Source organism: Kribbella sp. NPDC104740, from assembly GCF_055583505.1.
Map to the genome: position 1 here is coordinate 35507 of NZ_JBVJNV010000002.1, position 25116 is coordinate 60622.

The 25116-nt window shown below is 70.3% G+C and carries 22 protein-coding genes; 11 read left to right on the forward strand and 11 right to left on the reverse strand.

Translation table 11 applies throughout. The features are described 5' to 3' along the window. Positions 1–104 precede the first annotated feature (104 nt). From ACZ6Z4_RS09855 to ppk2, 5 genes are all read left to right on the forward strand, one after another. Complete coding sequence (locus ACZ6Z4_RS09855; RefSeq protein WP_465560775.1) at positions 105–1589, forward strand: MFS transporter; 1485 nt, start codon at positions 105–107, stop codon at positions 1587–1589. A gap of 12 nt (positions 1590–1601) precedes the next feature. Continuing rightward, positions 1602–3674, forward strand: coding sequence for a S9 family peptidase (locus ACZ6Z4_RS09860; protein WP_465560778.1), 2073 nt, complete (start codon positions 1602–1604; stop codon positions 3672–3674). 88 nt (positions 3675–3762) lie between these two features. Then, positions 3763–5079: an MFS transporter gene (locus tag ACZ6Z4_RS09865; RefSeq protein ID WP_465560781.1), complete on the forward strand. Its 1317-nt coding sequence runs from the start codon at positions 3763–3765 to the stop codon at positions 5077–5079. Positions 5080–5135: 56 nt separating this feature from the next. Beyond that, positions 5136–5762, forward strand: coding sequence for an SAM-dependent methyltransferase (locus tag ACZ6Z4_RS09870; protein WP_465560784.1), 627 nt, complete (start codon positions 5136–5138; stop codon positions 5760–5762). Between the two features lie 58 nt (positions 5763–5820). Further along, the gene (gene ppk2, locus ACZ6Z4_RS09875; RefSeq protein WP_465560787.1) at positions 5821–6729 is read left to right on the forward strand and encodes a polyphosphate kinase 2; all 909 of its coding nucleotides are present in this window, start codon (positions 5821–5823) and stop codon (positions 6727–6729) included. On the opposite strand, the gene ACZ6Z4_RS09880 is transcribed toward ppk2, so the two are convergent. From ACZ6Z4_RS09880 to ACZ6Z4_RS09895, 4 genes are all read right to left on the reverse strand, one after another. Then, a complete protein-coding gene (locus tag ACZ6Z4_RS09880) occupies positions 6726–8258 on the reverse strand; it encodes a sensor histidine kinase (protein WP_465560792.1) in 1533 nt (510 codons plus the stop codon). The two genes, ppk2 and ACZ6Z4_RS09880, sit on opposite strands and share 4 nt — an antisense overlap. Beyond that, positions 8258–8959 carry a response regulator transcription factor gene (locus ACZ6Z4_RS09885; RefSeq protein ID WP_465560795.1) on the reverse strand — a complete coding sequence of 234 codons (702 nt, stop codon included), beginning with the start codon at positions 8957–8959 and terminating at the stop codon, positions 8258–8260. Before ACZ6Z4_RS09885 ends, ACZ6Z4_RS09880 begins: the two co-directional genes overlap by 1 nt. A 65-nt stretch (positions 8960–9024) precedes the next feature. Continuing rightward, a complete protein-coding gene (locus ACZ6Z4_RS09890; RefSeq protein ID WP_465560798.1) occupies positions 9025–9600 on the reverse strand; it encodes a hypothetical protein in 576 nt (191 codons plus the stop codon). Positions 9601–9732: 132 nt separating this feature from the next. Continuing rightward, positions 9733–10218, reverse strand: coding sequence for a DUF456 domain-containing protein (locus tag ACZ6Z4_RS09895; protein WP_465560802.1), 486 nt, complete (start codon positions 10216–10218; stop codon positions 9733–9735). Positions 10219–10260: 42 nt separating this feature from the next. On the opposite strand from ACZ6Z4_RS09895, the gene ACZ6Z4_RS09900 reads away from it, so the two are divergent. Further along, entirely contained in the window at positions 10261–12258 is a 1998-nt protein-coding gene (locus ACZ6Z4_RS09900; RefSeq protein ID WP_465560804.1) for an amylo-alpha-1,6-glucosidase, read from the forward strand. A 31-nt stretch (positions 12259–12289) separates the two neighbouring features. On the opposite strand, the gene ACZ6Z4_RS09905 is transcribed toward ACZ6Z4_RS09900, so the two are convergent. Then, positions 12290–12922 carry a LysE family translocator gene (locus tag ACZ6Z4_RS09905; RefSeq protein WP_465560806.1) on the reverse strand — a complete coding sequence of 211 codons (633 nt, stop codon included), beginning with the start codon at positions 12920–12922 and terminating at the stop codon, positions 12290–12292. 80 nt (positions 12923–13002) lie between these two features. Between ACZ6Z4_RS09905 and ACZ6Z4_RS09910 the strand changes: the two genes are divergently transcribed. Beyond that, positions 13003–14478 (forward strand): aminotransferase-like domain-containing protein, encoded by a 1476-nt coding sequence (locus tag ACZ6Z4_RS09910; RefSeq protein ID WP_465560808.1) that lies wholly within the window; start codon positions 13003–13005, stop codon positions 14476–14478. Between the two features lie 111 nt (positions 14479–14589). Here the strand turns inward: ACZ6Z4_RS09910 and ACZ6Z4_RS09915 are convergent, their stop codons facing one another. Continuing rightward, positions 14590–14820 (reverse strand): DUF7455 domain-containing protein, encoded by a 231-nt coding sequence (locus ACZ6Z4_RS09915; protein ID WP_363676922.1) that lies wholly within the window; start codon positions 14818–14820, stop codon positions 14590–14592. A gap of 469 nt (positions 14821–15289) precedes the next feature. Between ACZ6Z4_RS09915 and ACZ6Z4_RS09920 the strand changes: the two genes are divergently transcribed. From ACZ6Z4_RS09920 to ACZ6Z4_RS09930, 3 genes are all read left to right on the forward strand, one after another. After that, complete coding sequence (locus ACZ6Z4_RS09920) at positions 15290–17374, forward strand: DNA gyrase/topoisomerase IV subunit B (protein ID WP_465560812.1); 2085 nt, start codon at positions 15290–15292, stop codon at positions 17372–17374. Between the two features lie 482 nt (positions 17375–17856). Further along, positions 17857–18402, forward strand: a complete 546-nt coding sequence (locus ACZ6Z4_RS09925) for a GNAT family N-acetyltransferase (RefSeq protein WP_465560815.1) — start codon at positions 17857–17859, stop codon at positions 18400–18402. Continuing rightward, on the forward strand, positions 18399–19031 hold the full coding sequence (locus ACZ6Z4_RS09930) for an HAD family hydrolase (protein ID WP_465560821.1): 633 nt from the start codon (positions 18399–18401) through the stop codon (positions 19029–19031). Before ACZ6Z4_RS09925 ends, ACZ6Z4_RS09930 begins: the two co-directional genes overlap by 4 nt. On the opposite strand, the gene ACZ6Z4_RS09935 is transcribed toward ACZ6Z4_RS09930, so the two are convergent. Beyond that, on the reverse strand, positions 19024–20343 hold the full coding sequence (locus ACZ6Z4_RS09935; RefSeq protein WP_465560824.1) for a pyroglutamyl-peptidase I: 1320 nt from the start codon (positions 20341–20343) through the stop codon (positions 19024–19026). The genes ACZ6Z4_RS09930 and ACZ6Z4_RS09935 overlap by 8 nt on opposite strands. 133 nt (positions 20344–20476) lie before the next feature. On the opposite strand from ACZ6Z4_RS09935, the gene ACZ6Z4_RS09940 reads away from it, so the two are divergent. Then, positions 20477–21250 carry a carbonic anhydrase gene (locus ACZ6Z4_RS09940; RefSeq protein ID WP_465560827.1) on the forward strand — a complete coding sequence of 258 codons (774 nt, stop codon included), beginning with the start codon at positions 20477–20479 and terminating at the stop codon, positions 21248–21250. Here the strand turns inward: ACZ6Z4_RS09940 and ACZ6Z4_RS09945 are convergent. The 4 genes from ACZ6Z4_RS09945 to ACZ6Z4_RS09960 are packed head-to-tail and all read right to left on the reverse strand — an operon-like array spanning position 21247 to position 25112. After that, complete coding sequence (locus tag ACZ6Z4_RS09945; protein ID WP_363676916.1) at positions 21247–21762, reverse strand: beta-class carbonic anhydrase; 516 nt, start codon at positions 21760–21762, stop codon at positions 21247–21249. The two genes, ACZ6Z4_RS09940 and ACZ6Z4_RS09945, sit on opposite strands and share 4 nt — an antisense overlap. Further along, positions 21759–22694: a sucrase ferredoxin gene (locus tag ACZ6Z4_RS09950; protein ID WP_465560830.1), complete on the reverse strand. Its 936-nt coding sequence runs from the start codon at positions 22692–22694 to the stop codon at positions 21759–21761. The genes ACZ6Z4_RS09945 and ACZ6Z4_RS09950 overlap by 4 nt, the downstream gene beginning before the upstream one ends. 46 nt (positions 22695–22740) lie before the next feature. Next, positions 22741–24411 carry an MFS transporter gene (locus ACZ6Z4_RS09955; RefSeq protein WP_465560833.1) on the reverse strand — a complete coding sequence of 557 codons (1671 nt, stop codon included), beginning with the start codon at positions 24409–24411 and terminating at the stop codon, positions 22741–22743. Further along, a complete protein-coding gene (locus tag ACZ6Z4_RS09960) occupies positions 24408–25112 on the reverse strand; it encodes an LppX_LprAFG lipoprotein (RefSeq protein WP_465560836.1) in 705 nt (234 codons plus the stop codon). The genes ACZ6Z4_RS09955 and ACZ6Z4_RS09960 overlap by 4 nt, the downstream gene beginning before the upstream one ends. Positions 25113–25116: the final 4 nt, after the last annotated feature.

Consider the following 25116-nt stretch of genomic DNA (forward strand, 5'->3'; position numbering starts at 1 on the left):
ACGCCAGGAATTGAACACCGTGCAGGACTTGACCACTGTTCAATTTTAATTGCACACTGTTCAAGCAAGCTGAACAGCGTTCAATAATCGTGAGGGGAACCCCGATGAGCACCGAACCGCACCCGCGCCGCTGGCTGATCCTGGTCGTGCTGTGCCTGAGCACCTTCGTCCTGGTCCTGGACAACGGCGTGCTCAACGTCGCGATCCCGGCCCTGACCCAGGACCTGGGCGCGACCGCGCAGGACATCCAGTGGATCGTCGCCAGCTACATCCTGGTCTTCGCCGGGCTGCTGCTCACCGCGGGCAGCCTGTCGGACCGGTACGGCCGCCGCCGGGTGATGATCGTCGGCCTGGCGATCTTCGGTCTCGCCTCCCTGGTCGCGACGTACGCCGGCAGTCCGGAGCTGCTGATCGCCGGCCGGGTGCTGATGGGCATCGGGGGAGCGGTGGTGATGCCGAGCACGCTGTCGATCCTGATCACCGTCTTCGACGACGCCGAACGCCGCAAGGCGATGTCGATCTGGAGCTCGGTGCTGATGGTCGGCCTGATCGGCGGCCCGGTGCTCGGCGGCGCGCTGATCGCGCACTTCTGGTGGGGCTCGGTGTTCCTGATCAACGTCCCGGTCGTCGCCCTGGCGATCGCCGCCGCGCTGATCTGGATGCCGGAGTCCAAGGGTCCGTGGCGCAAGCCCGACCCGCTCGGCGCGGTGCTGTCGACGGCCGGGCTGGTCGCGCTGGTCTGGTTCATCATCGAGCTGCCCGAGCACGGCGTCTCCTGGCCCGCGCTCGCGGTCGCCGTCGTCGGCCTGACCGCGTTCGTCGCCTGGGAGCTCCGTACGCCGGAACCGATGGTCCCGCTGCACCTCTTCCGCGACCGCAACTTCAGCGGCGGCTCGCTCTCGCTGGTCCTCGTCCAGGTCGGCAACGGCGGTCTGATCCTCGCGCTGATGCAGTACCTGCAGTTCGTGCTCGGCTTCTCCGCGACCAAGGCAGGCCTGGCGCTGGTGCCGATGGCGATCGCGGTGATCGTGGTGAACGGCCTCGGCGCGACGCTCGGCCAGAAGATCGGCAACCGGCCGATGACGGTCGCCGGTCTGGTCCTGCTGGCCGGCGGCTTCGGGTTGATGGCGCTGCTCGACGCCAACGACAGCTTCGCCAAGGTGACGCTCGCCCTGCTCGTCTTCGGCGCGGGCAGCGGTTTCGCCCAGCCCGCGGCGACCGCCGCGCTGATGGGCGCCGTACCGCACGAGCACGCCGGGGTCGGCTCCGCGCTGAACGACACGATGCAGCAGGCCGGCGCCGCGCTCGGCATCGCCATCCTCGGCAGCGCGATGGCCGAACGCTTCACCTCCGGCATGCCCGCCGGTACGCCGGACGCCGCCCGCGGCTCGATCGGCGAGGCGCTGGCCGTCGCCACCGCGACCGGTGACACCGCCCTCGCCGAGGTCGCCAGGACCACCTTCGCCGCCGCGATGTCGAGCACCTTCGTCGCCGGTGCCGCGGCCGTGCTCGGCTCCGCCGTCCTCGCCCTGATTCTCCTTCGCGACAAGAAGCCGGCCGACGCGCCGGTCGTCGAACTCACGCACTGAAAGGCCGATCCGATGAATCTCCGCTCCGCTGAAGCTCTGCTCCGCCACAACCGCTCGAACCTCGTCGACGGTGCCCGCATCACCCCGCAGTTCACCGATGACGGCTTCGCCTACCAGCTGACCCGCGACGGCGCCGACACGACATACCTCGTCGACTCGGCCGCCTGGACCCGCGCCGAGATCGGCTCCCTGCCCGTTGTGCCCGGCACCGGTGACTTCCTGGCGGTCACCTCACCCGACGGCAAGCACGAGGTGATCCGCCGCGGCCCCGACCTCTGGCTCCGAATCGTTGCTGACGGCACCGAACGCCCGCTGACCACCGACGGCGAGACCGACAACGCCTACGGCACGAACTCGTTCTCCGTCGACGTCCTGCTGGGCAAGATCGGCCTCCCGCATCTGCCGCCGGCCGTCGTCTGGTCCCCGGACTCGACCCGCATCCTGACCCACCAGCTCGACAGCCGCCTGGTCCGCGAGACGCAGCTGATCGATGTCCTGCCCGACGGTGACGCGGCGCCGGAGCTGCTGACCCAGCGCTACGCGTTCCCCGACGACGAGCACCTGCCGCTGCAGCGGTACGTCGTACTGGATCTGGAGGGCGGCGCGGTCCGTGCCCAGGGCGAGCCGCAGTACGTCGGCGTGCTGTCGCCGATCACGCTCGAGTGGGCCTGGTGGTCCGGGGGCGACGTCTACTTCCTCGAGCAGCCCAGGGACCAGCGGAGCCTCACGATGAAGCGGCTCGACACCGAAACCGGCGCGACCGAGGTGATCCTGACCGAGACCGGCGACACCCGCCTCGAACCCAACCAGTACGGCCAGGAGCGCGCGGTCACCCGCGCCGCCGGCGACGACCTGCTCTGGTACAGCCAGCGCGACGGCCGCCCGCACCTTTACCGCTACGACCTCCGCACCGGCGAGCTGCGCAACCAGATCACGTCGGGGGAGTGGAACGTCCGCCGCATCCTGCACGTCGACGACACCGTCGTCTGCTTCACCGCCGTCGGCTTGGTTGCCGAGAGCCCCTACCGCGAGACCGTCTGCCGCGTCCGCCTCGACGGCACCGGCTTCGCCCGCGTCACCGACGACGACCTGCACCACGACGTCACCGTCGCACCGAGCGGCGAGTACTTCGTCGACACCGCCTCGACCGTCGGCCGGCCGCCGGTCACCACCGTCCGCTCCTGGACCGGCGAGGTGCTGATCGAGCTGGAGCGTGCCGACGTCACCCGCCTGCTCGCGACCGGCTGGCAGCCGCCCGAGGAGTTCCGCGCGCTCGCCGCCGACGGCGTCACCGAGATCTTCGGCCTGCTCCACAAGCCGCACGACTTCGACCCGTCCGCGAGCTATCCGGTGCTGAACAGCCCGTACCCCGGTCCGCACGTGAACCGCACCGCCCCCGGCTTCGACCCCGGTCACTTCGGCCCGGACGCCGAGGCGCTCGCCGCGCTCGGGTTCGTCGTGATCGCCGTGGACGGCCGCGGGACGCCGGGCCGGAGCAAGGCGTTCCACGACGCGTCGTACCGCCAGCTCCAGACCGCCGGGATCGTCGACCACGTCGCCGCGATCAAGCAGCTGGCGGAGTCCCGGCCCTGGATGGACCTCGACCGGGTCGGCGTCTACGGCATGTCCGGCGGCGCGTTCGCCACCGTCCGCGCGATGGGTGAGTTCCCCGGCTTCTTCAAGGCCGGCGTCGCCGAGTCCGGCAACCTCGACAACCGCGTGTACCTGCAGCAGTGGGGCGAGACGTACGCCGGCCCCGTCGGCGAGCAGGACTACGCCGAGGTCTCCCTGCTCGACCTCGCCGACCGGATCGAGGGCCGCCTGCTGCTCGTCCACGGCGGCCTCGACGACAACGTGCAGCCGCACCACACGCTTCGCTTCGTCGAGCGCCTGATCGCGGCCGACAAGGACTTCGACCTGCTGATCGTCCCGCGCGGCGAGCACGTCCTGCTGGGTTACGAACATCACGTCGTACGCCGCCGCTGGAACCACCTGCTGCAGCACGTCGCCGGAGTCACCCCACCGGCGTACCGCCTGAAGCCCGCTGAGATCGACCTCGCGGTGATCGCCAAGATGTTCGGATGAGCGCGTTCCGGACCGTGGCACGCATGTCGTGACAAATGGGCGCCGATGGGTAACGTGTCGACGATCCGCCATCGATCGGAGGCAGACCGTGACCACCGCCCCAGTGGTGAAGGCCCCGCCCGGAGCCAGCCGCACCCGCTACCTGATCCTCGCGCTCGCGTTCGTCGGGCTCTCGCTGAACTACCTGGACCGCGCGAACCTGAGCGTGGCGCTGCCGTTCATCGAGGACGACCTGCACCTGGATCTGAGCAACGCCGAGAAGGGCCTGATCCTCGGCGCGTTCTTCTGGGCGTACGACGGCGCGATGCTCGCGGCGGGCTGGTTCGCGGACAAGGTCGGGTCCCGCAAGGCCTTCACCTTCGCCGCGGTCTGGTGGTCGGTGATCACCGCGCTGACCCCGCTGGCCCGCGGGTTCTGGTCGCTGTTCCTGTTCCGGTTCGCGCTCGGGGCGGGCGAGGCCCCGGCCTACCCGAGCGCGACCAAGGCGTCGTCGCGGTGGTTCCCGAAGCACGAGCGGGCGTTCTCCACGGCGGTCATCGACTCCGGCTCGCGGGTGGGGACCGTGCTCGCGCTGCCGGTGGTGACGGCGCTGATCGCGCTGGTCAGCTGGCACTTCTCGTTCGTCGTCCTGGGGGTGGTCGGGCTGATCTGGGCGTGCGCCTGGTACTGGTACTACCGCGACCCGATGGAGCACAAGGGCGCGAACGCCGAGGAGCGCGAGTACATCGCCGCCAACGGCGCCCGGCTGGAGGAGAACGACGACCAGGACGCCGTCGAGGTGCGCTGGCGCGACCTGTTCCGGTACCGGACCGTGCGCGGCATGATGCTCGGCTTCTTCTGCCTGAACTTCGTCATCTACTTCTTCCTGACCTGGTTCCCGTCGTACCTGAAGGACGCCCGCGGGCTCGACCTGGCCGAGCTCGGCACCCTCGGGACGCTGCCCGGGATCACCGCGATCGCCGGCGCCTGGGTCGCGGGGCTGACCGCCGACCGGTTCATCCGGCGCGGTGCCGACGTGACCCGGGTCCGCAAGACGGTGATGGTCGGTGGGCTGCTCGGTGGCGCGGCGATCGTCTTCGCGGCGCCGGCGTCGTCGGTGTACGTCGCGCTGCTGTTCCTGGCGATCTCTTACGCGAGCCTGGCGATCGCGGCGACCGGGATCTGGTCGCTGCCCGGTGACGTCGCGCCGAGCTCGCGGCACGTCGCGTCGATCGGCGGCATCCAGAACTTCGCCTCGAACATCGCGGGCATCATCAGCCCGTTCCTGTTCGGGCTGCTGCTCGACCTCAACGACGGCTCGTACGGGCCGTCCTTCGCGGTCGCGGCCGGCGTCGCCGTGGTCGGCGCGCTGACCTACGCGTTCGTCGTCGGCAAGGCCGAGCCGCTGCCGGCGCTGCGCCGGTAATTGCCGAAACGGCAAGGAAGTTTGCGCACGGCGGGCCGGCGTCACATGATCGGAGCATGACGACAGAAGAACTCCCCGCGGACCACTGGAACACCTTCTACGCCGAGCGGGACCAGATCTGGAGCGGCAAGCCGAACGTCGTACTGGTGGCCGAGGTGGCCGGCCTGACGCCGGGGCGCGCACTCGACCTCGGGTGCGGCGAAGGTGCCGACGCGATCTGGCTCGCGCAGCAGGGATGGACGGTGACCGCGGTGGACATCTCGACGGTCGCGCTCGAGCGCGCGGCCGGGCACGCGAAGGACGCCGGCGTCGGCGACAAGATCGAGTGGGAGCAGCACGATCTCGGGACGTCGTTCCCGGAGGGTTCGTACGACCTGGTGTCGGCGCAGTTCCTGCACTCCAAGACCGAGCTGGCCCGGGAGGCGATCCTGCGCAGCGCGGCGGGCGTCGTCGCGCCCGGGGGAGTGCTGCTGATCGAGGGGCACATGGGCTTCCCGCCAGGCGAGCACAACCCGCACCCGGAGATCCGGTTCCCGTCGCCCGACGAGGTGGTCGCCGACCTCGCGCTGCCCGAGGACGAGTGGGAGGTCCTGGTCAGCACGATCCACGACCGGGCGCAGATCATGCGCGACGGCGAGCAGATCAACCGCCGCGACTGCACGGTGAAGCTCCGCCGCCGCTGACGGCACTGTTCATCACGAGGATCCCTCGGGTTCATCGCTCGCGGTGAACCTAGGGATCGTGAACACCCCTGACCTGGTCCAAGAGCTCGGCTTCCGCGTCCTCGACGAGGAGGACGACGACCCCGTGCTGCTGCGCGCCGACGGCACGCCGGTCGACACCTGGCGCGAGGGCTACCCGTACGGCGAACGCCTGAGCCGCGAGGTCTACGACCGCGACAAGCGGCTGCTGCAGATCGAGCTGCTGAAGCTGCAGTACTGGGTGAAGCGCTCGAAGAAGAAGCTGGTGATCGTGTTCGAGGGTCGCGACGCGGCCGGCAAGGGCGGCACGATCAAGCGGTTCATGGAGCACCTGAACCCGCGCGGCGCCCGGATCGTCGCGCTGGAGAAGCCGACCGAGCGCGAGCAGACCCAGTGGTACTTCCAGCGCTACGTCGAGCACCTGCCGGCGGCCGGCGAGATGGTGCTGTTCGACCGGTCCTGGTACAACCGGGCCTGCGTCGAGCGGGTGATGGGCTACTGCGGCGAGGACGAGTACCTGGAGTTCATGCGGCAGGCGCCGGCCTTCGAGCGGATGCTGGTCCGGTCGGACATCCAGCTGGTCAAGTTGTGGTTCTCGGTGTCGCAGGCCGAGCAGCAGACCCGGTTCACGATCCGGCAGATCGACCCGGTCCGGCAGTGGAAGCTGTCGCCGACCGACCTCGCGTCGCTGGACAAGTGGGCCGACTACACCGAGGCGAAGGAGGCGATGTTCCACTACACGGACACGCCGGACGCGCCGTGGACGGTGGTGAAGAGCAACGACAAGAAGCGCGCCCGGCTGGAGGCGATGCGGCACGTGCTGTCGCTGTTCGAGTACTCCGACAAGGACCACGAGCTGGTCAGCCACCCGGACCCGAAGATCCTCGGCCCGGCCGCGGAGGTCCTGGAGCACGGCGAGTCGGCGAACCGGAGCTTCCCGGAGCTCTAGTCGGTCAGCGGCAGTGAAACGGTGAAGGTTGCCCCACCTCCTGGTGTGTCGGTGACAGCGACCTCCCCGCGGTGCGCGGCGACCAGCGCGGCGACGATCGACAGCCCGAGTCCGGAACCGCCGGTGACCCTGGTCCGCGCCGAGTCCGCACGGTAGAACCGCTCGAACACCCGCGCCTTCTGCTCGGCGCTCAGCCCCTGACCGGTGTCGGCAACCTCCAGCACCGCGCGCCCGCCGCGCGTCCCGACCGACACCGTCACCGGCGCCTCGATCGGCGTGTGGTGCAGCGCGTTGCTGACCAGATTCCCGAGCACCTGCCGCAGCCGCGCCTCGTCGCCCTCGACGACCGGCGCACCGGAATTCGGCAGGATCTTCAGGCTGACCGTGCGCTCCGGCTGCACAGCCTCCACGTCATGGACGGCGTCGCCCGCGAGCGTGAGCAGATCCACCGGCTGGTACTGCAACGGCCGCTGCTGGTCGAGCCGCGCCAGCAGCAGCAGGTCGTCGACGAGCAGACCCATCCGCTTGGCCTCGTCCTCGATCCGCTTCATCGTCGCGGGCTCCATCGCGCCGCCGCGCTGCCGGGTCAGCTCAGCGAACCCACGGATTGACGTCAACGGTGTCCGCAGCTCATGACTCGCGTCCGCCACGAACCGCCGCATCCGGTCCTCGGACTGCCGTGCGTGCTCCTCCGACTGGCGGGCGAGCTCGGCCGAGCGCCGCGCCGACTCCTCCGAGCGCCGGGCCGCCGACTCCGATGCGGTGCGTTGCGCGAAGGCCGTCTCGATCTGACCCAGCATCTGGTTCAGCGCCAGCGACAGGCGGCCGACCTCCGTGCGTGGATCCCGCTGCGGCACTCGCCGGCTGAGATCCCCACCGGCGATCGCGACCGCCGTGTGCTCGACGTCCTCCAGCCCGCGCAGACTGCGCCGTACGACGTACGTCGCGACGCCGGCCAGCAGCACGAGCAGGATCACCCCGGCGGCGATCTGCACGCCGACCAGCTGCTCGATCGTGTGGTCCATGTCGGCGAGGCTCTGGCCGATCATCACGTAGCCGTCACCCGCGCGCAGCGGGACGGCGAGCACCCGCCAGGTGTCGCCGCCGGAGACCGCGCCGGTGTCGAACGGGTGATTGCCCTTGGCAACCACTTGGGCGAGGGTCAGGTCCGGCAGCGCCGGCTCGCCCTCGGTCTCGCGCAGCGGCTGGTGGAAGGGGCCGCCCTGGACCTCGGAGCCGTCGGACTGGAACCGCTGGACGAAGAAGGCACTCGGTAGCCGCCCCGCCCCGCGGGGTTGGCGGTCCGGGCCCGGGCCCGGTGGCTGTGCGGCGAACTGCTTGGACGCCTCGGTGAGCTGGTTGTCGACCCGGTCGATCAGGTAGCCGCGCATGATCGTGGTCGCGACCAGGCCCGACGCCACCAGGGCGGCGGTGACGAGCGTGAGCAGGACGATGACGATCGTGATCCGCAGCGGGTAGCGCTCGGTGAAGCGGCGGTGCGAGAACAACCGCCCGGCGCTGGTGGACATCAGTTGGGACCTCGCGGCGTCCGCAGCACGTAGCCGACGCCGCGAACGGTGTGCAGGAGCTTCTGGTCGCCGGTGTCGACCTTGCGGCGCAGGTACGACATGTACGACTCGACGACACCGGCGTCCCCGGCGAAGTCGTAGTTCCAGACCGCGGACAGGATCTGGCCCTTCGACATCACCCGCTCGGCGTTCTCCAGCAGGCAGCGCAGCAGCTTGAACTCGGTCAGCGACAGCTGCACCGCCGTACCGGCCTTGAAGACCTCGTAGCTGTCCTCGTTCAGCTCCAGGTCGGCGTACTTGAGGACGGCCGGTTCGGTCGCGGCCTGCTCGCGGTGCCCGGAGCGGCGCAGCAGCGCGCGGACCCGCGCGACCAGCTCGTCCAGGCTGAACGGCTTGGTCACGTAGTCGTCGCCGCCGGTGTGCAGGCCGAGCACCTTGTCCTCGACGGCGTCCCGGGCGGTCAGGAAGAGGACCGGCACGTGCCGGTCCTCTCCCCGCAACCGCCGGACCACCTCGAACCCGTCCAGCCCGGGCATCATCACGTCCAGCACCACCAGGTCGGGCTCGACCTCGCGGGCCTTCTTCAGCGCCTCGGCCCCGTGCGTCGCCGTGGTCACGTCGTACCCGGCGAACCGCAGGCTCGCGGACAGCAGCTCGACGATGTTGGGTTCGTCGTCGACCACCAGAAGATGCGGGCTCATGGACCCCAGTCTGCCCCCGGGACCCGTGCGAACCCTGGCACCTTCCTGGCAGTTCGCTGTGAAGGTCAGCGCGGGCCGCGCTTGAAGCCCCACTTCTCCCGGGCCGCGTCCCGGGTGGTGCCGTCGTTGACGGTGGTCGCCGTGGCGACGTTGTTCGCGACGACAGCCGACACAGTGACCTGGTTGCCGACCTTCACGTCGTCGATCCCGTCCCGGGCGGCGTTCACCAGGGTGTCTTCGGTGAGCGTGTAGTCGCGGCTGTAGCCGTCGGCGCTCTTCACGGTGAGCTTGTCCTTGCTGACGGCGGTGACCTCACCGCGCTGGGTGGCGACGGTCTGGTAGCCGCCGCCCTCCTTCTCGACCACGAACTCGCCGTGCAGCGCACCCATCCCGAGCCCGAACTCGCCGCCGTGCCGGCCGGGTCCGCCGGGGCCGCCGGGCCCTGGCTTGGCCGGGTCGGCCGGAGCTGAGGGGTCGGCCGGGGCCGACGGCGACGCCGACGGGTTGGCCGACGGCGTGGGGGACGGGTCGGCGTTGGTGGTGGCCCAGGCGACCCCGCCGGCGGCCGTGGTGACGACCACCGCCGCAACGGTGCCGACCAGCCGCCACGGTTTGTCGGAGAGCTTCTCGAACGACGCCATCTGCAACTGCCTCCCGGTACGACGTACCAGGCCGTCACCTGGTACTGGTCGTCCCACCCTGCGCGGCCGACCTGAGACGGGCCTTGGGCGAGGCTGGCAAAACCCTGGCAGTCGCCCAGATCACCAGAAGACTCAGACCAGCCAGAGCACGGCGACCAGCCAGACCGCCGCGGCGAGCGCCGTACCGACGAACTCGATCAGGATCGACAGCCCGGTCGCGCGCAGCGCGTGCTTCGTCGACGCCCAGGCCGCCGGGTGGGTGCCGAGCCGCTGCCGCTCCGACAGGTACACGCCGAGCGGGAAGCCGACGAACATCCCGACCACCGGGATCACGAAGAACCCGACGATCCCGAGCAGCACGCCGACGAACATCGAGCGTCTGGGCACGCCGGACTCACGCAGCCGGCGTTCCGGTACGACGTACTTGACCACCTGGCTGGCACCGATCAGGACCACGGCCGCGGCGAGGACGGCCCAGCCGGTCGGGCTCTGCACCTCCAGCGCCCAGATCAGGATCGCGGCCAGACTCAGCAGGGCGCCGGGCAGCACCGGCACCACGATGCCGATGATGCCGACGAAGATCGCCACACCGACCAGGAACGTCGCAACGGAGTTCACGCCCCCAACTCTGCCGCAAAACGGTCCGCTTAGTGTGGACGCATGGCTGACTCACTAGCTGCCCTGCACGAACTGGTCACCACACTCGCCGCGCCGTGGGTGGTCCTGTCCCCGCGGTCGGGCCAGCTGACCGGCTCCGGCGCCGAGGGCGTCTTCGCCCGGGACCGCCGGGTGCTGTCCCGGCTGGCGGTGTCGGTCGACGGCCGGGAGCCGCTGGCGGTGCACGTCGACGAGCAGCCCGGTACGACGGTGTTCGGCGCGGTGCTGGTCGGACTGGGCGACGACGGCCACGACCCGACGGTCCGGCTCCGGCGGACCCGGACGGTCGACGGTGACGGGCTCACCGAGCGGTTCACGGTCGTGAACAACTCGCACCAGACCGTCGCATGCCGCCTGACGGTTGCGATGGGCACCGACCTGGCCGGTACGGCGGAAGTCCGCAGCGGCGCCGCCGCGGAGCTTCCCGCGCTGGTCCCGAGTGCCGACGGCTCGGCGCTGGTCTGGGAGAACGCCGCGGGAACGCGAGTGAGCGCTCTCTGCGATCCCGCCGCCGTTCTCGGCGCCGACGGCTTCGAGTGGCCGCTGCAGCTGAAGCCGGGTGACGAGGTCACCGTCACGCTGCGCGTCACCGCCACCTTCCCGGCCGCCACGGGCTTCGAGATCAAGGCGCCCGAGCGACGTCCGGCGTACGGCGAGATCGCGCTCTCCTGCGACGACTCGCGCGTCGACCGCTGGTTCCGCCGCTCCCTCGACGACCTCGCCGCGCTCCAGCTCGGCACGGGCAGCGACCGCTATCTCGGCGCGGGCCCGCCCTGGTACCTGACGCTGTTCGGCCGTGACTCGCTGATCTCGTCCGGCATGCTGATCCCGGTCGACCCCGAGCTCGCCGCGGGGACGCTGCGCGCGCTGGCCGCGTGGCAGGGCACCAAGGTGGACGCCGACGCGGCCGAGCAGCCGGGCAAGATCCCGCACGAGCTGCGCGCCGAGGTCGCCGACCACGGCCACGGGCTGGTGCTGCCGGCGGCGTACTACGGGACGCACGACGCGACCCAGCTCTGGATCACGACGCTGCACAAGGCGTGGCGCTGGGGGATGCCCGCCGACGAGGTCCGGGAGCTGCTGCCGAACCTGCAGAGAGCGCTCACCTGGATCCGCGACTTCGCCGATCCGGACGGCGACGGGTTCCTGGAGTACATCGACGAGTCCGGCCACGGCCTGGCCAACCAGGGCTGGAAGGACTCGAGCGACTCGGTCCAGTGGCCCGACGGCACGATCGCGACCGCGCCGATCGCGCTCTGCGAGGTCCAGGGCTACGCGTACGCCGCGGCGGTCGCCGGCGCTGAGCTGCTGATCGCCTTCGGCGCCGGGGGCGCCGACGAGTGGCTGGACTGGGCGGCCGCGCTGAAGACCCGGTTCCGGGAGAAGTTCTGGGTCGACGGGTACCCGGCGATCGCGCTCGACGGCGAGAAGCGCCCGGTCGCCGGCCCGGCGTCGAACCTCGGGCACCTGCTCGGCACCGGCCTGCTCGACACCGACGAGGAAGCGATCGTCGCCGACCTGCTCGGCGAGCACCAGCTCGACAGCGGCTTCGGCCTGCGCACTCTCACGACCGAGATGACCGGCTTCAACCCGCTCGGCTACCACACCGGCAGCGTCTGGCCGCACGACACCGCAATGGCCGTCCAGGGCCTGTACGCCGCCGCGCGTCCCGCGGTCGCCGGCTCGTACGTGCGGGGGCTGGTGCAGGCCGCCGAGGCGTTCGGCTACCGGCTGCCCGAGCTGTACGGGGGAGCGGGCGTCGGCGAGGAGAGCACGCCCACGCCGTACCCGCTGTCCTGCCGGCCGCAGGCCTGGGCCGCGGCCTCGGCGATCGCGGTCGTCGTCGCGGCGCTCGGCATCGAGCCGAACGTCCCGGCGGGAACGCTCGACATCACTCCGGCGAGCGACTTCCCGTGGCGTTCGCTGAAGCTCGACGGTGTGCGCGTCGGTGAGCGGGTGCTGTCGATCGAGTACACGGACGGCAACCTCACGCTGAGCTAGAGCTGATCCGGGCTCAACGTGAGGTTGAGGTTCAGTGCACGAGAGCGCTGAGAGCTGCGACGAGAGCGACGGCGAGGTAGCTTCCGCCGGCCAGGTAGCGCTGGATCTGGGTGCTGCGCGGTGAGCGGAAGCGCCGGCCGATCGCGTCGGCGCCGACGGCGTAGCAGAGGTCGAGGACCAGCCCGATCACGAGCACGGCCAGTCCGAGCAGCAGCATCTCGCTGCGGACCTGACTCGCGGTCGCGTCGCGCGTCGTGAACTGGGGGAGGAACGCGAGGAAGAACAGCGCGGCCTTCGGGTTGAGCAGGTTCACCAGCACGCCCGCGCGGAACACCTTGCCGAGCGGCTCGGCGTTCAGGCCGCCGAGCCCCGACGAGCTCGTGGTACGCCGCAGCGTCTTGATCCCGAGGTACGCGAGATAGACAGCGCCCGCCAGCGAGATCACCGTGAACAACTCCGGCGACGCCTCCAGCACAGCGACCAGACCCAGCGCCGTGACCAGGATGTAGACCACCGACCCGGTCTCGATCGCGAACGCCGACACGACACCGGCCCGGCGGCCTTGGGTCAGGCTGCGCAGCGAGATGTAGATGTTGTTCGGCCCCGGCATCCCGACCAGCACCACGGTCGCTCCGACGAACCCGAGCAGCTGCCCGATTCCCATCCTCACCCCTTCAACTGGACTGCGTACCGGACTAGCCTGTCGGCTCCACGCCCAGTCCACCCGAGCCAATCCGAGGAGAAGTGGACCGTTCCGGAGATCCCGCAGTCCTGGCCGACCTGATCGGTCGCCGGCTGACCGGCCGCACCGGCGGCCTGTACCGGCGCCTGGCCGACGCGCTCGCCGCGCTGATGGGTTCGGCCGAGCTTCCGGTCGGCGCCAAGCTGCCCGCCGAGCGCCGGCTCGCCGAAGCGCTCGCCGTTTCCCGCAGCACGGTCGTCGCGGCGTACGACGAACTGCGCGCCCGCGGCCTGGTCGAGAGCCGCCGCGGCAGCGGGACGACGGTCGCCCGGTCCGCGAGCCGCGGCCGGTCGACTGCCGACAAGCGGATACCGATCGGGTACGGCGAGTCGCTGTTCCACCGGATCACCGTCGGCCCCGGCGACGTGATCTCGATGACGTACGCCGTCGACCCCGGCATCCCCGACCTGGCCGCCGAGGTCGAGGACCTCGCGCGCACCGACCTGCCGACTCTGCTGCAGGACGTCGGCTACCACCCGCGCGGCATCGAGCCGCTGCGGACGCGGATCGCCGAGCACTTCGAGGAGTCCGGGCTCCCGACGAGCGCCGACGAGATCGTCGTCACCAGCGGCGCGCACCAGGCGATCGCGCTGGTCACCGCGATGTACCTGCGGACCGGTGCCGCGGTCGTGATCGAGCAGCCGAGCTGGCCGGGCTGCTTCGACCTCTTCGGGGCCGCGGGCGGGCGCGTGGTCGGCGTACCGCTGGACGACGCCGGGATCCGGCCGGACCTGCTCGAGGCGGCGCTGAAGGAGCACCAGCCGGCGATGCTGTTCGTGATGCCGACCTTCCACAATCCGACCGGCCGGCTGATGTCACCGGCCCGGCGTCGCCAGGTCGCCGAAATCGCTGCCCGGTACGGCGTGGTCGTGGTCGAGGACAACGCTTATTCCGCCGGCGATCCGGCCGGCCCGGAAATACCGCCGCCGCTGGCGGCGTACGCACCAGGGAATGCGGAGGTGCTCACCATCGGCTCGGTGTCGAAAGCGGTCTGGGGCGGTTTGCGGATCGGCTGGATCCGCGCGCCGCGGCCGTTGGCCGACCGGCTCGCGCGGCACAAAGCGCTGGCTGATCTCGGGAGCCCGGTGATCGACCAGGCGCTCACCGCACGACTGCTGCCGCGACTCGGCGACGTCACGGCCGAACGGGCGCGGCTGGCGACCGGACGGCGTGCGCACATCGGCGAGTTGTTGCGCGACCGGTTGCCCGAGTGGGAGTGGGAGGAGCCGGCCGGGGGATCGGCGTTGTGGGTCCGGCTGCCGGACACCGACGCGCGGGTGTTCGCGCAGATCGCGTTGCGGCACGGCGTCGAGGTGGTCGCCGGGCACGCGATGGACCCGACCGGTGACCACGACAACTACCTGCGGTTGCCGTTCGCGTACGCGCCGGAAGTACTTGTCGACGCAGTCGATCGCTTGGCCGGCGCGTGGCAGGAGCTGCGCCGGCACGGGCCGGAGCCCGGCGTACCGATGGTGTGAGGAAGGCAACAACTCGCCGGACAGGACTGATGGTGGTCACCCGTGAGGGTGACCACCATCGCTAAGTGTGTGTGGGGTCTGCGCCGCCGTTGGCGCCTACGAGGCCTGGGGTTACCGCTCCTCGTCCGCGGCGGCGACCGGGGTGGCGTCGAGCCGGCCGGTCTCGTCGTGGATGGTGATCGCGATGTTGCGCAGCTTCTCGGCGTGCTCCCGGCTGTGGTGGGCGCAGAACAGAAGCTCCCCACCGCTGGTCAGGGTGACACGTACGTAGGCCTGCGCGCCGCAGCGGTCACAACGGTCCGCAGCCGACAGGGTCGAGCTCGGGGCGAGTGCTGTAGTCACTTTGAGGCCTCATCTCATCTAGTTCCGTACTCACCAGATAGCAACATCCTGACATGCGGATCGCTTCCCGGTAGGTGCAGCGTGTCCGAATGTGAGACGAACCACCTGTTCCCTTATGACGCATATTGACGGGGAATCGTTTCGGATTCGCTCGATCTGTTGTTTCCGGCGGGTGTCGGGCGTGTCCTCTTTCACTGTGCGCCACCAGTTGTTCACTGTGCGCTGACTTCCGGAGTGTCGGAATTCTTCGTGATCGAGTCCGGATCGATACCTGCCGGGACAACTGTCTGGTGCGAGGTCCCGGTCGATGCTGTTGTGCTGATTCGGTACCCCGCCATGATGCCGGGCAACCCAAACCGGCCACGTGGACCTCCTGCCGGGTTTTGGGGGTGCGGCCTCGTAGGCTGTCACTCGTACGACGGCCGGGCCGTCGTACGGATGTCTGCTTGTGAACCAGTGAAGGAGCCCAGTGGCCGCCCCGACGCCTCGCAGTACCGAGCTCGACCCGACGTACAACGCGCGCAACCTGCTCGTCCTCGAAGGACTGGAGGCGGTCCGCAAGCGGCCGGGCATGTACATCGGCTCGACCGACAGCCGCGGCCTGATGCACTGCCTGTGGGAGATCATCGACAACTCCGTCGACGAGGCCCTGGCCGGGCACGGCGACCGGATCGAGGTCGTGCTGCACAACGACGGCTCGGTCGAGGTGCGCGACAAGGCCCGCGGCATCCCGGTCGACATCGAGCCGAAGACCAAGATGACCGGCGTCGAGGTCGTCTTCACCAAGCTGCACGCCGGCGGCAAGTTCGGCGGCGGCTCGTACAACGCCTCCGGCGGTCTGCACGGCGTCGGTGCCTCGGTGGTCAACGCGCTGTCCGCGCGCCTGGACGTCGAGGTGGACCGTGGCGGCACGGTCTGGACCACGTCGTTCCGGCGCGGGGTCGCCGGCGAGTTCGACGGCGAGGGCGCGGCCGCGGGCTTCACCGCCGCGACCGGTCTGCGCAAGGCCGGCCGCGCCAAGAAGGGCGTCACCGGCACCCGCATCCGGTACTGGGCGGACCGGCAGATCTTCACCCGCGACGCGACCTTCAACTACGACGAGCTGGTCACCCGCGCGCGGCAGACCTCGTTCCTGGTCCCCGGCCTGGAGCTGGTGATCCGTGACGAGCGCGGCGAAGAGGTCACCGAGGAGTCGTTCAAGCACGACGGCGGGATCAGCGAGTTCTGCGAGTTCCTGGCCACCGACCAGCCGGTCACCGAGGTGGTCCGGCTGACCGGGACCGGTCACTTCACCGAGACCGTGCCGATGCTCGACGACGCCGGGCACATGACCCCGACCGACGTCGAGCGCGACCTCGACGTCGACATCGCGGTCCGCTGGGGCGACGGGTACGAGACCGAGGTCCGCTCGTTCGTGAACATCGTCGCCACCCCGAAGGGCGGCACGCACGTGGCCGGCTTCGAGCGGGCGCTGTCGAAGGCGTTCACCGGCGTACTGACCGGGACGCGGCTGCTGAAGAGCGGCGAGGAGATCATCAAGGACGACGTGCTCGAGGGGCTCACCTCGGTGGTCACCGTCCGGCTGGCCGAGCCGCAGTTCGACGGCCAGACCAAGGAGGTGCTCGGGACGCCGGCCGCGTCGCGGATCGTCGCGAAGGTCGTCCAGACCGAGCTGGAGACGTTCCTCACCTCGACCAAGGGCACGGCGAAGGCGCAGGCGCGCGCCGTACTGGAGAAGGTCGTCGCCGCATCCCGGACCCGCGTCGCCGCGCGACAGCACCGGGAGCTCCAGCGGCGCAAGACCGCGCTGGAGTCGTCGGCGCTGCCGGCCAAGCTGGCCGACTGCCGCAGCAACGACGTGGACCGCTCCGAGCTGTTCATCGTCGAGGGTGACTCGGCGCTCGGGACGGCGAAGCTCGCGCGCAGCTCGGAGTTCCAGGCGCTGCTGCCGATCCGGGGCAAGATCCTGAATGTGCAGAAGGCGTCGGTCGGCGACATGCTGAAGAACGCCGAGTGCGCCTCCATCATCCAGGTCGTCGGCGCCGGCTCCGGCCGGACCTTCGACATCGAGCAGGCCCGCTACGGCAAGATCATCTTCATGGCCGACGCCGACTCCGACGGCGCCCACATCCGCTGCCTGCTCGCGACCCTGTTCTTCCGCTACATGCGCCCCCTGGTCGACGCCGGCCGCGTCTACACCGCCGTCCCGCCACTGCACCGCTTCGAGCTGACGAACCCGAAGAAGGGGCAGGACAAGTACCTGTACACCTACAGCGACGCCGAGTACCAGCGGAAGTCCGCCGAGCTGATGAAGAAGGGCGTCCGCTGGAAGGAGCCCCCGCAGCGCTACAAGGGCCTCGGCGAGATGGACGCCGACCAGCTCGCGGAAACCACCGTCGACCCCCGCCACCGCACCCTGCGCCGAATGACCGTCGACGACGGCGAAGCGGCCGCCCAGGTCTTCGACCTCCTGATGGGCAACGACGTGGCGCCGCGCAAGGAGTTCATCGTCCAGGGCGCCTACGAACTCGACGAAAGCCGCATCGACGCCTGAGTTGTCAACGACAGCGGTCCAGCCCCGGGGTTCGCCTCGAGCTGGACCGCTGTTACGTTCTGCCCGCTGCCCGCTGCCCGCTGCCCGCTGCCCGCTGCCCGCTGCCCGCTCACCTACACACGCGGTCACCTGCGCATGTGCTCGGCTGCGCGCTCCGTGGGTGAGGATGCGCGCTGCGCTGAGGGTTGCCCTCGTCGTGGTCACGCTGTCTCTCGCCTGCACACCCCGTCGCCTGTGACCGGGACGCTGGACGGTTTCGACACCCACCACTGACCAAGCGGGTTCTTGGTTGGATTCTTCGCCGTGGCTGAGCGGGAGCGGGGTGGATCGGCGGCGCTTGGACAGTGGTGGGTGTCGGCCGATCGCGGACATCGCCTTGGGTACGAGGCCAGACTGCCGGGGCTCGACCTGCCGCCGGAGCCTGCGCGGTGCGCGCGGGAAATGGGCTGAGGGGCGACCGGGTGGGGTGCGAGGATCGGGGTATGGAGCAACTGACTTTGAAGACGGGGCGGCTCGAACTGGTGCCGTTGGGGGAGCGACACCTGGAGTTGGAGGTGTTGCTGGATTCCGATGCCGAGGTGATGAAGTACCTGGGTGGGAAGGCTCGGAGTCGGGCGGAGGTCGAGGTGGCGCATGCTCGGCGGATGGGGTGTGCGGCGGGTGGGCTGGGGTTCTGGGTCGGGTTCGATGATGTCGGGTTTGTGGGCTGGTGGTTGCTGCGGGGGCCGGATCAGCCTCAGGTGGAGGGTGAGGCCGAGCTGGGGTACCGGTTGTTGCGGGATCGGTGGGGGCGGGGGTACGCGAGTGAGGGGTCGCGGGAGTTGCTGCGGTACGGGTTCGACGTCGTCGGGCTGGAGCGGATCTTCGCGCAGACGCTTGTCGGGAACGCCGGGTCGCGGGCGGTGATGGCGTCGGTGGGGTTGTCGTACGTGCGGGAGTTCCCGTCGTCGGAGGACTTCCCGGGGGCCGAGTTGGGTGAGGTCGAGTACGAGATGACGCGGGAGACCTGGCGCAAGGCGCAGGCGTGACGCGGTTGGCGGCGTTCGATCTCGACAACACGCTGATCGATCGGGACGGCGCGTTCCGGGCGTGGGCCGAGTGGTGGGTCGAGCGGCAGCGGCTGAGCGGTGAGGCCGTCGAGTGGTTGCTGGCGAACGATCTCGGCGGGTATCGGCCGCGGCAGGAGTTGTTCGCGGGGGTGAAGGCGGAGTACGGCGTCTCGAAGTCGGCGGTGGAGCTGGTCGACGATTACGACCGGGAGCATCCGCTGTTCACGTCGGTCGAAACCGCTGTGCTGGAAGGGATTGCGAGCTTGCGTACGGCGGGCTGGAAGGTCGTCGTGATCACCAACGGCGGGGTCGTCCAGCAGCAGTTGAAGCTCGATCACACCGGGATCGGAGCAGCGGTCGACGGCGTGTGCATCTCCGAGGCCGTCGCCGTGCGGAAGCCCGACAGGCGCATCTTCGAGGTCGCGGCCGAGGCGGTTGGTGCGCGACTCGAGGGCGGCTGGATGGTGGGTGACCACCCGGAGTACGACATCGCCGGTGGGATCAACGCTGGTCTACGAACCATCCTGGTCGGCGACCAGCACGCCGGCCCGAAGGCGGACCATCACGTGGATTCCGTGCTGGCCGCCTTCGGGCTGATTCTCAGCTGAGTGCCTGCCGCAGTACGGCGTGTGCTCCGCGGACGATCGCGTCGCGGTTGGCCTCGTACGTCGGGTCGGTGATCTCCGTCTTGTTCGCGACGTCGAACTGCAGGACCGGGACGTGCAGGTGCCCGGCGGGCATCAGCGGGTCGAGGAGGTCGCGCTGGAGGGTGTTGCGGTAGGCAACCTCGTTGGAGAGGTAGCCGCCGCCGGCGCCCTCGGAGGCGATCGAGCCCTCGGTCGGGCCGAGGGGCTGGCGGACCGGGAGGGTCTGGCCGGCCGGGATCTCCAGCACGGACGTGTTCACCCGGGTGCGGAACGGGGTGACGTCGGCCTGGGCCATCCGGGCGGTCGGGAGGCTGGTGGTCAGCCACTCCGGGCCGGCGGGCATGCTCGGGGAGACGACCGGCGCGTTGATCGTGCCGCCGCCCCAGAGGTTGTTGTTGTCGCCGATCGAGCTGACCGAGCGGCGGCGGCCGTTGAAGACCTCGAGGTCGAAGATGCCGACCCGGCCCTGGCTCGCGGTCATCACCAGGTCCGCGTGCTGCGGGCCTGGGCGGTAGTGCGGCGCGAGCGCGTCCTCGACCATGTTCTGGTCGAAGTCGGTGTACCGGACCGGGAAGACCACGGTCTGGATCTCGTACGTCGTCCCGCCGACCTTCCAGCGCTGACCGTCCAGCGACAGCGCGTTCGCCCCGGACGGGTTCCCGATCCGGATGTCCGCGTCCAGCGTGAACGGGTCGAACCCGGTGACCAGGATCTTCCGTACGCCGGGGGAGAACCGCGTGCTGGTGATCCCGCGCGACGCGTACTCCAGGCTCTTCATCAGCTCGGCGCGGTCACCGGCGCTGAGCCCGAACGACGGCTTCCACTGCCGCAGCGCGAGCGCCATCGAGATCCGCGCCCAGTACAACCCGCGGTCGTCGGTGGCCGGCAGCGCGGACGCGGCCTGCTGATGCTGCGCGCGGTGCGTCGCCGTACGCCAGAGCGCTTCGGCCTGAGCCCGTACGACGACGCGCGCGACCAGCTTGTTGGGCGCGGCACAGAGCAGGTGGTTGAAGAGCTTCACCTGCTTGTCGAAGCCGGAGCGGGTCAGGATCTGGCCGGGCACTGACGGGCCGCCGGCCACGCCGTTGCCGAGGCGCTGCTCCTCGACGGTGCCGGTGACGGCCGCGTCGAAGCAGGAACCGTGCAGGTCGAGCGGCCGGCTCGGGCGGTCGACGGCGATCGCGGCGGGTGCGGGAGTGGCGGTGAGAACGGTGCCGAGAGCCAGGGCACCGACCATCAACGAGCGGGAAAGAGAGCTTGGGCGGAGTCTCATACCGAATTCCTATCAGGTTCTGACCGGTTCGGCCGGAGTTCGTGGGCTGTCGCGGGTATTGCAGACAGTATGCAATGCGCTACTTTCGGAAGGCGGTGCTCGCCCGGCACCGCCGCCCGTGAGGAGAACCCCTGTGAGCATCCCGCCCCCTCCGTCCCGCCGCCGGTTCCTGACCAACGCGCTCGGCGCCACGCTCGGCGCCAGCCTGGGAGCGGTTGTGCTGAGCTCGTGCCAGGACACCGGTACGCCGTCCGCCACCCGCTCGTCCGGTCCGTCGTCGCAGCCCAACAACGCCGCGGCGGTGGTCGAACCGCAGGTCACCACCGGCGACCAGGCCCTGCAGCGGCTGCTCGAGGGCAACGCGCGCTTCGTTGCCAACCGCAACGAGGCGATCGACGAGGGCGTCGAGCGCCGGGTTGCCGTGAGCAAGGGTCAGCAGCCGTTCGCGACCGTGATCGGGTGCGTGGACTCGCGGGTGCCGATCGAGCTGGTCTTCGACCGCGGGCTCGGCGACCTGGTCGTCGTACGGAGTGCCGGTGAGGCGCTGGACGACTCGGTGACCGGCAGTCTGGAGTTCGGGGTCGCGGAGCTGCACACGCCGTTGCTGATGGTGCTCGGGCATCAGCGCTGCGGCGCGCTCGACGCGACGATCAAGGCGATGGACAGCCATCGCACCGGCGCGCACCCGGGCGGCATCGAGTACCTGGTCGACACCTTGACCCCGGCGGTCCAGCAGGTCGCTGGACAGCCGGGGGACAGGTTGGACAACGCCGTCCGTGCGAACGTCACCCATGTGCTCGGTGAGCTCCGCAAGTCGCCGGTGCTCGCCCCGCTGGAGAAGTCCGGCAAGGTGAAGCTGGTCGGCGCCTACTACGAGCTCGACACCGGCAAGGTGATCGTGCTCTAGACGATCTGGGTCAGGTGCCCGTCGTCCACGTCGTACATGAAACCGCCGACCAGGACGTCGTCGCCGATCAGTGGGTGCTCGCGGACGGCGGCGACGTCGTGCCGCAGTGCCTCGAGCTGGTCGGGGATGATGTTGATCGTCAGGTAACCGGCCGGCAGGCCGGAGGCCTGCTCGACCTTGGCGCGCATCTGGTCCTCGGTCATCGACGCCATCGCGCAGCGGGTGTGCGGGATGACCATGATGCGGCGGACGCCGAGCAGGTGCACGCCGAGGACCAGGCCGGTCATCGTCAGCTCGGTGACGCGGCCGCCGGCGCTGCGCAGGACCTTGGCGTCACCGGGCTTGAGGCCCAGCAGCTCCAGCGGGGGGATCCGCGAGTCCATGCAGGTGACCACGCCGACACCGGCGTGGGCGATACCGTCGAAGCCGCCGTAGGAGAAGTTCTTGGCGTAGTCCGCGTTGGCCGCGAGCAGGTCCTCGAAACCGGGGACCGGCCCTTCGGCGGCGCTCATCGGGGACCACCCGGAACTACGGTGCCGGCACGCAGGATCGACATGGCGAAAGGCTCCTTTCCACAGGATTCCGGGCGGGGAGGGTCGGCGGGATCGCTGGTCACCTGGACCTGCCAGGTCCGGCCGTCGGTGTGGGCGACGGTGACGGTGTCCAGCTCCTCCGTGACGACGCTGAGCGCGTCCAGTGCAACCTCGCCAGTGAGGTTGCGGACGGCGATCTCGGCGACTTGGCCGCGCTTGGTCCAGGCGGACCGGCCACGCAGCGTTTCCACAACAGTTTCACCGCGGTCAGCGGCGTTCAGGACGGCGACGGCCGACTCGACGGTCAGCTTGCCGTGAAGGGTCCCGGCCGGCAGCACCGCCGCGGTCGGGGAGAAGCGGTGCCCGCTCAGGTGCGACGACTCCCACACCCGGCCCGGCGCCGCCTCGGCCGCACCGGCCACGATCGGCCGGCCGAGGATCGCGCAGCACTCGTCGCGCTTGCCGTTGGTGCAGACCAGCAGCACCGGCTGATCGATCGGGGACAGCTCGGGCAGCGAGGCCCGTACGGCGTCGAGGTCGCCGCGGGCCACGGCGTCGACGTCGAGCGCGTCGAGCCGCGCCGGGTCGTCGACGCGGCCGCCCAGCAGCCAGCAGCGGCCGGGGGCGCAGCTGGCGACGTACACCTGATGCGGGAGCGGTACGCCGTCCGCGTGCTTGCCGGGCCGCCGGATGGTGCCGAAGCGCAGGTCCGCCTTCTTGCACTTGGCGTCGATGCGGGCCCCGAACACGGGGTCGAGGTGACTCTGCGTCGCGACCTTGGCACCCCACGGGCCGGGCTGCTCGACGACGACCCACCCGGCGGCCACGACGGCCGTACCGGGCATCGGCTCGTTCAGTTCCCGGCAGATCGTCGAGCAGAGCCCGGGACGTTCGAGTAAGGGTGCACTCACAACCCTCAACGTTACGCGAGCCCGGCCGGGATCCCCATGACGGCCGTCACCCGTGGACAGTCCGGCGCCGTCCGAGCAGCACGACAGCCAGTACGGCGGCCGCGAACGCACAGACCGCGGCCCCGGCGAAGATCGTGTGCACTTGTGAAATCGCCGCCTCGCGGAGAGCGTCGACGAACGGACGACAGGTGCCCGGACTGGTCGGGCAGAGGTCGTTCGGCGAGGGGATGTCGGCGGCGAGCGCGTAGTACCGGCGCAGGCCGATCGCGGTCAGCGCGGAGACGCCGACGAGCATGCCGACCATGCGGGCGACCACGACCAGCGCGCTGACCAGCCCGTGCGCGTCCTGCGGGGTCGCGGCGAGCATGGCGGTGTTGACCGGGGAGAGCGCGAGGCCGAAGCCGAAACCGCAGGCCAGCAGGACGAGCGTCGCCGGGACGGTGTCGAGGGCGTTGCGGTCCCAGAAGGCCATCAGGGTGAACATCAGGCCGGCGAGCGCGAGGCCGGCGGCGGTGATCAGGCCGAGGCCGTACCGCCGAGTCAGCCAGCCGCCGACGACGGCGCCGACGGGGAGCGCGATCAGGAAGCGCAGCAGGACGAGCGCGGCGGCGAGCTGGCCGCCGCCTTGCGTCGTCCGGGCGAAGACGGGGATGTCGACGAGCGCGGCGATCAGGGCGGCGCCGACGAGGAAGCTGACGACGAGAGAGCCCCAGGCGGCCGGGTGGTGGAGGAGGCCCGCGGGGATGATCGCGCGAGCTGTACGGCGTTGCCAGAGGATGAAAAAGAGAGTGAAGAGAGCGGCTCCTACCAGCAGCCATGGGCCCGCGGGGGAGAGGACTTCTTGTTCTGGGTCTGCCGTCGCGAAGGCCAGTACGACGCCCGCCAGGGCCAGCGCGAGCAGCAGAGCGCCGACGAGGTCGATCTCGGCGAGGGCGCGGAGGTTGGTCTCGCGGAGCAGCAGGGCGAGCCAGGCCAGCAGGAGGACCGCGGTGGCGACGCCGATGGGGGTGAGCAGGCGGGAGTCGCCGGTGAAGGGGACGAAGGGGAGGCCGAGGGTGATGCCGGTGGCCAGGCGTTCGGGGGCGGTGAGGGTGAGTCCGAGGGCGACGCAGGCGAGCAGGCCGACGGCTGCGGAGATCGGTGGGCGTTGGCGGCCGCGGAGGAGGATCGCGAGAACGACGGCGACGATGAGGTTCAGCCAGAAGATCCAGCGCCAGTCAGCGACGGCGAGGACGGCGGCGCCGAGCAGCGGACCGAGGACCGAACCGAGCTCCTGGACCGCGCCGACGACACCGAGCGGGAGGCCGCGTTTGGCGGGCGGCCAGAGGTCGGCGACGAGCGCGAGCGTCGCCGGGACCAGCCCGCCGCCGCCGATTCCTTGCAGAAAGCGCCCGGTGACGACGAGGGAGAGGTCGTACGCCGCCGCGGTGATCAGCGAGCCGACGGCGAAGAGCATCAACGCGCCGACGAGCACCGGCGTCCGGCCGACGACGTCGGTGATGCGGCCGATCAGCGGGAGCACAGCGATGTAGCCGAGCAGGAAGCCGGAGACGATCGGCGCCGCCCGCTGGAGCTGATCGGCCGACAGCCCGACTCCCGACATCATGTCCGGGAGTGCGAGCACCACCACATAGGTGTCCGCTGCTGCAAAGGCAACTGCTACAGAAGCAAGGGTGAGCTTCGTCCGAGCACTTCCCACCGCAGTGGCCTCTGTCACGGCTTGGTGATCTCCACCTGTTCGCCGTACTTGTCGAGGGTGACGTCGTAGCTGCTCGTCGCGCCGTCGTAGAACGGGCCGGTGATCGTCGCCGACACCAGCTGCTTGCTGTCCTTGTCGATCTTGAAGGTGCTCGGGAAGTCCTGGTCGGCCGGTGCCTTCGGGAAGATGCCCTGCAGCGTCTTGCCCTGGACCGCGCCGGTGATCTCGGTGAGAACCTTCGCGCCGTCGCGGGTCTCGCCCTTGACGGCCGGGTCCTTCAGCGTCGGCAGGACCGCCGTGAGGCCCTTGGTCGGGTCGAGCAGGATCGCCGGGTCGGGCGCGCCCAGACCGGCCAGCTGCGACGGCGGGAGCTCGATGAACTTCGGCGTGAACGGCAGCTTGGCGTACACCTTGCCGCCGACCGCGACCACCTCGGCATCGATCGGCGACCCGGCCGCGCGCACGGTGAGCTTGCCCTTGAACGCCGGCGCGTGGGTCGCGACGCCGTCGCCGCTGGCGAGCGTCTGCGCGGTGTCCGGCAGGTCACGCCCGGTCAGCACGACGTGCACGCTGGCCGCCTCGTCGATCGTCTTCTTGGCGTCGGTCAGCAGCGCCACCGCGTCGTCGCCGGACTTGCCGTCGCCGCCGCCGTCCTTCTTGTCACTGCAGCCGGTCAGTGTGAGCACGAGCACCGCACCGACCGCGACCAGTCTCTTCATGGGC

Coding starts and splice junctions, on each gene's coding strand:
- ACZ6Z4_RS09855 (WP_465560775.1), top strand. CDS start 105: ATGAGCACCGAACCGCACCCGCGCCGCTGGCTGATCCTGGTCGTGCTG.
- ACZ6Z4_RS09860 (WP_465560778.1), top strand. CDS start 1,602: ATGAATCTCCGCTCCGCTGAAGCTCTGCTCCGCCACAACCGCTCGAAC.
- ACZ6Z4_RS09870 (WP_465560784.1), top strand. CDS start 5,136: ATGACGACAGAAGAACTCCCCGCGGACCACTGGAACACCTTCTACGCC.
- ACZ6Z4_RS09880 (WP_465560792.1), bottom strand. CDS start 8,258: ATGTCCACCAGCGCCGGGCGGTTGTTCTCGCACCGCCGCTTCACCGAG.
- ACZ6Z4_RS09885 (WP_465560795.1), bottom strand. CDS start 8,959: ATGAGCCCGCATCTTCTGGTGGTCGACGACGAACCCAACATCGTCGAG.
- ACZ6Z4_RS09890 (WP_465560798.1), bottom strand. CDS start 9,600: ATGGCGTCGTTCGAGAAGCTCTCCGACAAACCGTGGCGGCTGGTCGGC.
- ACZ6Z4_RS09900 (WP_465560804.1), top strand. CDS start 10,261: ATGGCTGACTCACTAGCTGCCCTGCACGAACTGGTCACCACACTCGCC.
- ACZ6Z4_RS09905 (WP_465560806.1), bottom strand. CDS start 12,922: ATGGGAATCGGGCAGCTGCTCGGGTTCGTCGGAGCGACCGTGGTGCTG.
- ACZ6Z4_RS09925 (WP_465560815.1), top strand. CDS start 17,857: ATGGAGCAACTGACTTTGAAGACGGGGCGGCTCGAACTGGTGCCGTTG.
- ACZ6Z4_RS09935 (WP_465560824.1), bottom strand. CDS start 20,343: ATGAGACTCCGCCCAAGCTCTCTTTCCCGCTCGTTGATGGTCGGTGCC.
- ACZ6Z4_RS09945 (WP_363676916.1), bottom strand. CDS start 21,762: ATGAGCGCCGCCGAAGGGCCGGTCCCCGGTTTCGAGGACCTGCTCGCG.
- ACZ6Z4_RS09960 (WP_465560836.1), bottom strand. CDS start 25,112: ATGAAGAGACTGGTCGCGGTCGGTGCGGTGCTCGTGCTCACACTGACC.